The sequence below is a fragment of the Streptomyces niphimycinicus genome (genome assembly GCF_018883605.1).
GTDB lineage: Bacteria > Actinomycetota > Actinomycetes > Streptomycetales > Streptomycetaceae > Streptomyces > Streptomyces niphimycinicus.
Map to the genome: position 1 here is coordinate 1 of NZ_JAHLEM010000636.1, position 9,376 is coordinate 9,376.

Annotated in this window: 12 protein-coding genes and 1 pseudogene; 7 read left to right on the top strand and 6 right to left on the bottom strand. The window is 73.3% G+C overall.

All coding sequences use genetic code 11. From position 1 onward, the window contains the following. Positions 1-145: 145 nt before the first annotated feature. Positions 146-505 carry an ArsR/SmtB family transcription factor gene (locus tag KN815_RS38475; RefSeq protein WP_216346455.1) on the top strand — a complete coding sequence of 120 codons (360 nt, stop codon included), beginning with the start codon at positions 146-148 and terminating at the stop codon, positions 503-505. Positions 506-576: 71 nt separating this feature from the next. Here KN815_RS38475 and KN815_RS38480 read toward each other — a convergent pair whose 3' ends face one another. Genes KN815_RS38480 through rpmG form a run of 5 tightly spaced genes read right to left on the bottom strand, consistent with a single transcriptional unit; the run spans position 577 to position 3,536 of the window. Beyond that, complete coding sequence (locus KN815_RS38480) at positions 577-1,590, bottom strand: cation diffusion facilitator family transporter (RefSeq protein WP_216346456.1); 1,014 nt, start codon at positions 1,588-1,590, stop codon at positions 577-579. A gap of 53 nt (positions 1,591-1,643) precedes the next feature. Continuing rightward, entirely contained in the window at positions 1,644-1,886 is a 243-nt protein-coding gene (gene rpsR, locus KN815_RS38485) for a 30S ribosomal protein S18 (protein ID WP_093470847.1), read from the bottom strand. Between the two features lie 59 nt (positions 1,887-1,945). Next, the gene (locus KN815_RS38490; protein ID WP_216346457.1) at positions 1,946-3,112 is read right to left on the bottom strand and encodes a GTP-binding protein; all 1,167 of its coding nucleotides are present in this window, start codon (positions 3,110-3,112) and stop codon (positions 1,946-1,948) included. Further along, positions 3,109-3,366 (bottom strand): type B 50S ribosomal protein L31, encoded by a 258-nt coding sequence (locus KN815_RS38495; RefSeq protein WP_216346458.1) that lies wholly within the window; start codon positions 3,364-3,366, stop codon positions 3,109-3,111. The genes KN815_RS38490 and KN815_RS38495 overlap by 4 nt, the downstream gene beginning before the upstream one ends. 5 nt (positions 3,367-3,371) lie before the next feature. Next, a complete protein-coding gene (rpmG, locus tag KN815_RS38500; protein ID WP_216346459.1) occupies positions 3,372-3,536 on the bottom strand; it encodes a 50S ribosomal protein L33 in 165 nt (54 codons plus the stop codon). A gap of 89 nt (positions 3,537-3,625) precedes the next feature. On the opposite strand from rpmG, the gene rpmB reads away from it, so the two are divergent. After that, entirely contained in the window at positions 3,626-3,862 is a 237-nt protein-coding gene (rpmB, locus tag KN815_RS38505) for a 50S ribosomal protein L28 (protein WP_211127227.1), read from the top strand. Next, positions 3,862-4,167 carry a 30S ribosomal protein S14 gene (rpsN, locus tag KN815_RS38510; RefSeq protein ID WP_216346460.1) on the top strand — a complete coding sequence of 102 codons (306 nt, stop codon included), beginning with the start codon at positions 3,862-3,864 and terminating at the stop codon, positions 4,165-4,167. Before rpmB ends, rpsN begins: the two co-directional genes overlap by 1 nt. A gap of 150 nt (positions 4,168-4,317) precedes the next feature. Here the strand turns inward: rpsN and KN815_RS38515 are convergent, their stop codons facing one another. Beyond that, positions 4,318-5,406, bottom strand: a complete 1,089-nt coding sequence (locus KN815_RS38515) for an enoyl-CoA hydratase/isomerase family protein (RefSeq protein WP_253209497.1) — start codon at positions 5,404-5,406, stop codon at positions 4,318-4,320. 118 nt (positions 5,407-5,524) lie between these two features. On the opposite strand from KN815_RS38515, the gene KN815_RS38520 reads away from it, so the two are divergent. The 4 genes and pseudogenes from KN815_RS38520 to KN815_RS38535 form a co-directional block, all read left to right on the top strand. Beyond that, positions 5,525-5,896, top strand: coding sequence for a VOC family protein (locus tag KN815_RS38520; protein ID WP_216346461.1), 372 nt, complete (start codon positions 5,525-5,527; stop codon positions 5,894-5,896). A 117-nt stretch (positions 5,897-6,013) separates the two neighbouring features. Continuing rightward, on the top strand, positions 6,014-7,468 hold the full coding sequence (locus KN815_RS38525) for a serine hydrolase domain-containing protein (protein WP_216346462.1): 1,455 nt from the start codon (positions 6,014-6,016) through the stop codon (positions 7,466-7,468). A 305-nt stretch (positions 7,469-7,773) separates the two neighbouring features. Next, entirely contained in the window at positions 7,774-8,961 is a 1,188-nt protein-coding gene (locus KN815_RS38530; RefSeq protein ID WP_253209498.1) for an ANTAR domain-containing protein, read from the top strand. Positions 8,962-9,088: 127 nt separating this feature from the next. Beyond that, positions 9,089-9,376: pseudogene (locus KN815_RS38535) on the top strand (hypothetical protein); the annotation flags it as partial.

A 9,376-nucleotide genomic window follows, 5' to 3' on the forward strand; every position in this document is an offset into this window, starting at 1 on the left:
TGGTGGGCCTCAACGGTCTGCGGCTGCTGCGCACCTCCGCCTGGCCGGGCGCGATGCGGGCCCGCCCCCCCGGCCGCCGTCGGAAGCTGAGCGCCGTGCGGGCCGAGCGGGGTCTCCGCTCGGCCCGCCGCTCTACGATGGGGACATGCCGGTCAGCGAATCCTCCTCAACTGCGACCCGTTCGCATGCGCATCACAGCGGCGCGGCGCAGTTCTCCACGGCCGCCAATGTCTTCTCGCTGCTCTCCGACCCGACCCGACTGCACCTGGTGTGGTCCCTCGCCCGGGGCGAGGCCGATGTCAACACCCTCACCGAGGCCAGCGGGGCGGCCCGCCCGGCGGTGAGCCAGCATCTGGCCAAGCTCCGGCTGGCCGGGCTGGTCCAGGTGCGCAAGGAGGGCCGCCGCTCGGTGTACTCCCTGCACGACGGCCATCTGCGCCGGCTGGTCACCGAGGCCGTCAACCACGCGGACCACATGGTCACCGGGGCCCCGCCGCACGACTGAGCGCCGGGGCACGGCGGAGCCGCCGCTCGCACCGGCCACCGGCCACGGCACCCCGGCGTCGTCGGAAGTCCTCATACGGCGTGATGGGCCAGCAGATGATGCGGGTCCCGCGCGCCCGGCCCAGGGGCTGGATCGGTGTGCACCAGGGCGGCGGTCAGCCGGGGCACCGTATGGAGGAGGGCGTGTTCGGCCTCGACCGCCACCTCGTGCGCCGTACGCAGATCCAGGCCGCCGTCCACCTCGACCGTGACCTCGGCGCGCAGCCGGTGGCCGATCCAGCGCATCCGGAGTTCGGTCACGCTCAGCACTCCGGGGACCGCGCGCAGGGCGGCCTCGCCCGCGTCGACCACCGCCGGGTCGACGGAGTCCATCAGCCGCCGGAACACCTCACGGGCCGCGTCCTTGAGGACGAGCAGGATCGCGGCGGTGATGGCCAGGCCGACGAGCGGATCGGCCTGCTGCCAGCCGAGCGCCACTCCGCCCGCGCCCACCAGCACGGCCAGCGAGGTGAAGCCGTCGGTGCGGGCGTGCAGTCCGTCGGCGACCAGGGCCGCCGAGCCGATCCGCCGCCCGACCCGGATCCGGTGGCGGGCCACCCATTCATTGCCGAGGAAGCCGAGGATCGCCGCGACCGCGACGACGCCCGGATGGGAGATGTCGCGCGGGTGCAGCAGCCGGTCCACGGCCTCGTAGGCGGCCAGGGCCGCCGAGGCGGCGATGGTCAGGACGATGACGATCCCGGCCAGGTCCTCGGCCCGGCCGTAGCCGTAGGTGAACCGGCGATTCGCCGCGCGGCGGCCCAGGACGAACGCCACACCGAGCGGCAGCGCGGTGAGCGCGTCGGCGGCGTTGTGGACGGTGTCGCCCAGCAACGCCACCGAGCCGGACAGCAGGACGACCCCGGCCTGGAGCAGCGCGGTGACGCCCAGGACGGCGAGGGAGAGCCACAGGGCACGCATGCCCTCGGCCGATGACTCCAGCGCGGAGTCGACCTTCTGCGCCGACTCATGGGAGTGCGGTTTCAGCAGATGCGCGAGCTGGTGCCGCCGATGGGACCAGCGTCCGTGATGATGACGGGACTCCATGACACCATTATGTGCACACACGCGCACTCATGCACCTGTCGGGGTCCGGCGTCCTAGCGCGACCCATAGGGCAACAGCGCCATCTCCCGCGCGTTCTTGATGGCACGGGCCAGTTGGCGCTGCTGCTGCGCGCTCACCCGGGTCACCCGGCGGCTGCGTATCTTGCCGCGGTCGGAGATGAACTTCCGCAGCAGCTCGGTGTCCTTGTAGTCGATGTAGGTGATCCCCGCCTTGTCCAGGGGGTTCACACGGTTGCGCCGGGCGTCCCGGCGGGTGGGGTCGAGGCGTCGGGCCATCATCGGGTCCTTGTCCATGTAGTGCGTGCGGTGTCCGTGCTCCGTGCTCCGTGCTCCGGTCAGGACACCTGGTCGAGCAGTTCGTCGAAGGCGTGCGGCAGCCGGCGCCAGGAGTCCGGTCCGGCCGCGTACTCGCTGTCGGTCAGCAGACACGAGTCGAGCAGGGCCAGCAGCCCGTCGCGGTCGAGACCGGGCGAGGTGAAGGTGAGGTGCTGACAGCGGTCGCCGTGGTCGGGATGCCAGTCCATCGAAGCGGCCACCCGCCGTTCGGCCGGGACCATCTCCCAGGCGGCGTCCGGCAGCGCGGCCAGCCACGGCCCAGCCGACTCCACGCACAGCGCCCCGCCCGCCGCGTCCCACGACAGCAGGGTGTCGCCCCTATCCGCCAGCCAGAAGCGGCCCCGGCTGCGGGCGGCTGCGCAGGTCAGGTCCTCCAGCGCGGCGTAGAGCCGGCCCGGGTGGAAGGGCCGTTCGCGCCGCCAGACGAGGGTGGCCACCCCGTGGTCGTCACCCTCCTGCGGCAGCAGCGCACACGCCGGATGCTGACGGGCGGCCGCCGCCGCGATGTCGAAGCCCTGGAGAAGGGCGGGCCCCAACGCCCCCTCGCCGAGCCGCGTCTGCCGTGCTCCCGGGGTCAGGTGGGTGAGCAGGGCCAGGTCACCGTCGTCCGCGGACTCCTCGGACGTCTCGTCCTCGGCGACGGCGATCACGGTGGGGTACTCGAGCTGCCGGGCGAAGGTGTCCGCGATGGTGCGCTGGTCGGCCGGGGCGGCGGCGAGACCGGCCTCGGCGAGGTCGTCGCCATTGGCGAGGTACGGCACCATCAGGGCCGGGTCGACCGCGGTGGCCACCCCGGTCAGCTCCAGCGGTGCGCCCTCGGCCGCGATGACGGCGGCCATGGCCTGGGGCTCGACCGACTCCCACAGTTCGACAACGGCGAGCCGGTGCCCGCCGCCCGTGGCCAGGCGCAGCAGCTCGGGAACCATGTCCTCGCGCAGCGCACAGCACGCGCAGTCGTTCACCAGCGGCGCCTCGCCCTCGCCGAGCTGCCCGGAGGCATCACGCACCGTGCGGCGCACGGCGCGGTCGGTGGCGGCGGACAGATCGTGGTGCAGCGCCACCGAGCCGGGCACCGTGCGCAGGATCTCCTCGACGGCGGCGCGGCGGGCGTCGGCGTGCAGTCCACCCACGACCGCGACGGCCAGCCGGTTCTCGTCCGCGATCACCGGCCCCTCCGCCCGCGTCCATAGCGCCGCTCGAACCGCTCGACGCGGCCCGCGGTGTCCACGACGCGCTGGTTGCCGGTGTAGAAGGGGTGGCTCGCCGAGGAGATCTCCACGTCGATGACCGGATAGGTGTTGCCGTCCCGCCACTCCACGGTCTTGTCGCTGGTTGCCGTGGAGCGGGTGAGGAAGGCGAAGTCGGCGGACCGGTCACGGAAGACGACGGGCCGGTACGCGGGGTGAATGCCGGGCTTCATGACGGTCAGCGCTCCTCACGGAAGTCGACGTGGCGGCCGGCGATCGGGTCGTACTTGCGGAGGGTCATCCGGTCGGGGTCGTTCCGCCGGTTCTTGCGGGTCACATACGTGTAGCCGGTGCCCGCGGTGGACCTCAGTTTGATGATCGGGCGTAGTTCATTGCGTGCCATGAGCCAGAGCATACACAGAAGTGGTTTTCATTTTCATCTAGCTGCTACGCTGCCGCGACATCGACCCCACACCACCGAACGGAGGAACCATGTCCGCCCACTGCCAACTCACCGGCCGGCAGCCCGGCTTCGGCCACCACATCTCCCACTCCCACCGCCGCACCAAGCGCCGGTTCGACCCCAACATCCAGCACAAGCGCTACTGGCTGCCCAGCGAGGGCCGCCACATCCGGCTCACCCTCAGCACCAAGGCCATCAGGACCGTCGACGTGATCGGCATCGAAGCGGCCGTGGCCCGCATCCGCGCCCGGGGAGGGAAGGTCTGATGGCCAAGAAGAGCAAGATCGCAAAGAATGAGCAGCGGCGCGTGATCGTGGCGCGCTACGCCAAGCGGCGCGCCGAGCTGAAGGCGGTCATCGGCGACCCCCGGGCCTCGGCGGAGGAACGCCTCGACGCCCAGCGGGAACTGCGTCGCCAGCCCCGCGACGCCAGCGCCACCCGCGTACGCAACCGCGACTCCATCGACGGCCGCCCCCGCGGCCATCTGCGCGCCTTCGGCCTCTCCCGCATCCGGCTGCGCGAGATGGCACACGCGGGTGAACTCCCGGGAGTGACCAAGAGCAGTTGGTGATCCCCCACCGCTACTTGGTCACTCCACCGAGGTGCCGCTTGGCACACTATTAATCCTGTGCCGACGCCGACGGCTCACCCGTCGGCGTCGGCAGGACGCCGGTCGGCGTCGGCAGGACGTCCGACTAAGGGGCGTCGGCAGGGCGTCCGGCTACGGGGCGTCGGCGAGGCGGAGGTCGCCGTCGGCGGGCGGTGCGAAGAACCCGGCCACCTGCGCGTCGGTGACCTCGGCCAGAGCGGCCGGGGTCCAGCGGGGGCAGCGGTCCTTGTCGATCACCTGGGCGCGGACGCCCTCGACGAAGTCCGGGCGGGCCAGGGCCGCGCAGGAGACGCGGTACTCCTGCTTCAGGACGCGCTCCAGCGAATCGAGCGCCCGGGCCCCGCGCACGGCGGCCAGCGTGACCTTCAGCGCCGTGGGGGACTTGGCGAGCAGGGTCTCGGCGGTCTCCTTGGCGGCCGGTTCCCCGACGGCCATCAGCCGGTCCACGATCTCCTCGACGTTGTCCGCCGCGTAGCAGTGGTCGATCCACTCCCGCTGACCGTCCAGGGTCCCGGCCGGGGCGTCTACCGCGTACCGGGGAAGGACGTCCGGCACCGGGTCGGCGGCCAGGTCCCGGGTCAGCGCGGGCAGCAGCCCGGAGGGGACGACATGGTCGGCCAGCCCGCAGAGCAGCGCGTCGGCGGCGCCCACCGACGCTCCCGTGAGCGCCAGATGCGTCCCCAGTTCGCCCGGTGCGCGGGACAGCAGATAGGTGCCGCCGACGTCCGGTACGAAGCCGATCGTGGTCTCGGGCATGGCCACCCGGGAGCGCTCGGTGACGATCCGCACGCCGCCATGTGCCGAGACCCCGACGCCCCCGCCCATCACGATGCCGTCCATCAGGGCCACATACGGCTTGGGGTAGCGGGCGATCCGGGCGTTGAGCGTGTACTCGTCGCGCCAGAACGCCCTCGAGGCCGCGCCGCCGCCCGAGGTCACATCCCGATGGATCATGCGGATGTCGCCGCCCGCGCACAGCCCGCGCTCCCCCGCCCCGCCGATCACCACGGCCTGGACGGCCGGATCCCGCTCCCAGGCGATGAGGGCCTCGGCGATCCGGGTCACCATCGGATGGGTGAGGGCGTTGAGGGCGCGGGGGCGGTTGAGGGTGAGATGTCCGGCGCGGCCCTCGGTGCGCGTCAGCACGGCGTCGTCGTCGGTCACGGAGTCGGTCACGCGGTCGGTCACGGAGTCGCTCACGGGGTGTTCGGTCCTTCCGGCGTCTGGTGCGTTCGCGGATCACCACCGATCCGTCACCGCCGATCCTCTCAACGGGCCACCGGCCCGGAACAGCCGCGCCCTCTGCTTGACTGGACACATGCTGTCGATCGGTTCCGTGGTGCTGGGGGTCTCGGACGTCCGGCGCGCGGCGGCGTTCTGGACGCGGGCCCTGGGATACGTCCCGCGCGGGGAGATCGAGGACGACTGGGTGGTGCTGGTCCCCGCGGACGGGCGCACCGGGACCCGGCTGTCGCTCGGCCGCAGCGAGACCCCGGTCCAGGGCCGCCCGCGGGTCCACCTGGATCTCTACGCGGGGGACGCGGCCGATCAGGCCGCCGAGGTCGAGCGGCTGGTGTCGCTCGGCGCCCGGCGGGTCCGCTGGGCGCTGTATCCGCCGGACGCCGATTTCATCGTCCTGGCCGACCCGGACGGAAACCGCTTCTGCGTCATCGACACCGGCCGCGGCTGAGACCCGCCTCCGCGCCGCGGGCGCCGCGGTGCGCCGCGGCACAAAACCCTCTGGACACCCGCCGCCCCGCCGGGGAGGGTGGGCGCGGCCCATCACTGACCCCCGAGGACCCGTCTGATGACTGCTCATCCGCTGCCCACCAGCACCCCCGCCGCCGAGGGCGTGGACGCGCGGGGCGTCCACGCCTTCCTCGACGCCCTCGAGAGCGCACCGGAGATCGAGCCGCACAGTCTGATGATCCTGCGCCACGGCCGGCTCATCGCCTCCGGCTGGTGGGCGCCGTACACCGCGGAGCGGCCGCATCTGCTCTACTCCCTCAGCAAGAGCTTCACCTCCACGGCGGCGGGGCTGGCCGCCGCCGAGGGACTGCTGAACCTCGACGATCCCGTGATCTCGTACTTCCCGGAGTTCGAGGCGGAGATCACCGACCCGGGCGGCCGGGCCATGCTCGTCCGCCATGTCGCGTCCATGGCCAGCGGACATGCCGAGGAGACCCTGGAGCGGGCGTTCGGCGGCGACCCGGAGGAACCCGTGCGCGGCTTCCTGCGGATTCCGCCGGATCACGCGCCCGGCACCGTCTTCGCCTACAACCAGCCCGCCACGTACACGCTCGCCGCGATCGTCCAGCGGGTGACCGGGCAGTCGCTGACGGAGTATCTGCGGCCGCGCCTCTTCGATCCGCTGGGCATCGGCGAGACGGCCTGGCTCCAGGTGCCGGCCGGGCGTGACCTCGGCTTCAGCGGGCTGTTCGCCGCCACCGACGCGATCGCCCGGCTGGGGCTGCTGTATCTGCGCGGCGGCGAGTGGGAGGGCGAGCGGCTGCTACCGGCCTCCTGGGTCGCCGAGGCGACGCGGGAGCACATCGCGACCGAGGAGGCCATGGCCAATGGCTCGGGGCCGGACTGGCGGCGGGGGTACGGATTCCAGTTCTGGATGTCCCGGCACGGGTACCGGGGCGACGGGGCGTTCGGGCAGTTCTGCCTGGTGCTGCCCGAACATGACGTGGTGATCGCCACGACGGCGGAGACCGAGCGGATGCAGGCCGTGCTGGACGCGGTGTGGGAGCATCTGCTGCCCGCGTTCGGCGAGGCGCCGCTGACCGGCCGCGAGGACGAGGACGCCGTGCTGGAGCGGCGGTTGTCCCGGCTCGCCCTGCCGCCCCTCGCGGCGAAGCCCGCGCCGCTCACGGACCCCGGCGCCTGGTCGGGCGCGGAGTTCGGTCCCGAGGGCGGCGCCTGCGCGGATCAGCCGACCCTGACGGGGGTCACCGTGGCCGAGGACGGCTCCGGCGGCTGGACCGTCTCGCTGGCCGAGGAGGCGTCCCGGCTGGACCTGGGGTTGGACGGTGCGGGGTGGCGGGTCCACGACGGGCCGCGGGCGCCCGTCCCCACGGCGGTGAGCGGGGGCTGGACGGATCCGGACACCCTGACCGTGGACGTGGCGTTCCTGGAGACCCCGCATCACCTGGTGGTCACCTGCTCCCTCGCGGGCCGCGTCTTCACCGCACGGTGGCGCACGGTTCCGCTGCACCGGGCCCCGCTGCACGCCATGCGCGCACCCAGGCCGCGTTGACCCGTTCCGCCGTTTGAAAGGGCGCCGTTCCGAGAGGGCGCCGTTCCGAGAGGGCGCCGTTCTGCAAGGGTGGTCCTTGGTCCGGGGCAGCCCCGGGATGGACCAAGGCCCCCTTGCGGGCGGACTGCGGAACGAGGCTGAGATGCGCGGGACCGACGCGACGGGCAGGGCCGAGGGCCAGGGCGTACGGAAGGCCGCGCCGGGCGGGCGCACCCTGCGCCGGGTGCGGGATCCGCGGGTGCGGTGTGGGTGCTGCGCCCCGACGGGCGCTTCGAGCGGCCGGACCATCCCCTGTTCACCGGCGCGTGGCAGGTCGGCCGGGACAGACCCACCGCCGCCGTGATCGTGGATCTCTCACAGGTCCGGGAGATCACGGCGGACGGGGTGCGGGGCTGCCGCGCTGCGCGCGGGCCCTGGCCGAAGCCGGTGCCGCGCTGCTCCTCGCCGGGGCCGACGAGCCCGTGGCGCGGCTGCTGCGGGTGGCGCTGGTGGACGGCACGATCCGGATCCACGACACCGTCGAGACGGCCGTCGCCGCCTGCGGCGCGGCGGCGTCGAGGGCGGACGCCACCGCGCGGGACGGCGGCCGAACGGCGGTGCCCGAGGTCATACGGCTGCGCCGGGAGACCGCCGATCTGCGCGCCAGACTGCGCTCGCACCCTCTGATCGCACAGGCGCAGGGCGTACTGCGGGGGCGCTACCGGCTGCCCGATCCGCAGACGGCGTTCGCCCTGCTCCAGCACAGTTCACAGACGCACAACGTCAAACTGCGGACCCTGGCGGCTGCGCTGCTGCGCATGGACCGGCCCGATCCGGACAGCCCGCTGTGGTTTCCGCGGCGCACCCCCGAGGAGGCCCCCGCGCTGCCGTTCCTGCCGGGTCTACGGCCCGGCGAGGTCAATCGCGGCACGGTGGTGAAGACGGTGCTGGGCCAGGCCCTGGAGGTACTGGGCTCCGATATGGGCGATGTGCAGCTCGCGGATCCGGTGAGCGGGCCGCGGATGGAGCAGCACCACGGGTTCGGCAGGGAGTTCCTCGACTTCTTCGCCCATGTCGGCGAGGGCGAGACCGCCTGCGCCACGGCGGCGGCCCGCGCCCGGCCGGTGATGTCGGACATCGCCACCGACCGCGTCTTCTCCGACACCGCCCGCGAGGTCATCCTGGCGACCGGCTCCCGCACCGCGCACAGCATCCCCATGACCGGCGCCTCCCGCCAGGTCGTCGGGGTGTTCTCGGTCCACAGCTCCCAGGCGGGGCGCGGCCTGACCAACGCGGAGGCCGGGATACTCCGCCAGTTGGCCACCCGGGCCGGGCTGTGGCTGGAGTGGCATGAGCGCAGCGTCGTGCTGGACGCGCTGGAAGATCTGCATCAGCGCGCCCAGGGCGCGGACCCCGAGGCGGCTCCCCGGGCGTCGAGCCCCGAATCGGCCCCTCGGGAAGCGGCCCCTCGGGAAGCCTCCCCTCGGCGGTCGGACTCCGGATCGGCGCCCTGACGATCGGCGCCCTGACGATCAGCCCCCGGAAGCGGCGCCCCGGCGCTCGTCTCTTGGGAGTCCGCCCAGGGGGTACCCGGCAGGGTCGTGACACCGCTGCTCGGGGCCCGGCGTCGGGAGGACGACCATGGCTGTACCGGCCGCGACCCGCTCCGGCGGCATCCACGCGCCGCCATGGCTGGGGATCTACCTCAACGACCACCTGGCCGCCGCCACCGCGGCGGTCGGGCTGGCCCGCCGGATGACCCGCAGGCACCGGCGCTCGGCCTACGGTGGCGAACTGGCGAGGCTCACGGCGGAGTTCGTCCAGGACCGCAGGTCACTGCTGTGGTGCATGGCCTCGCTCGACATCCCCGTCCGCCGCGGCAAGGTCCGCGCGGCGCGGGCGGCCGAGCGCGCCGCACGGCTGACGCCG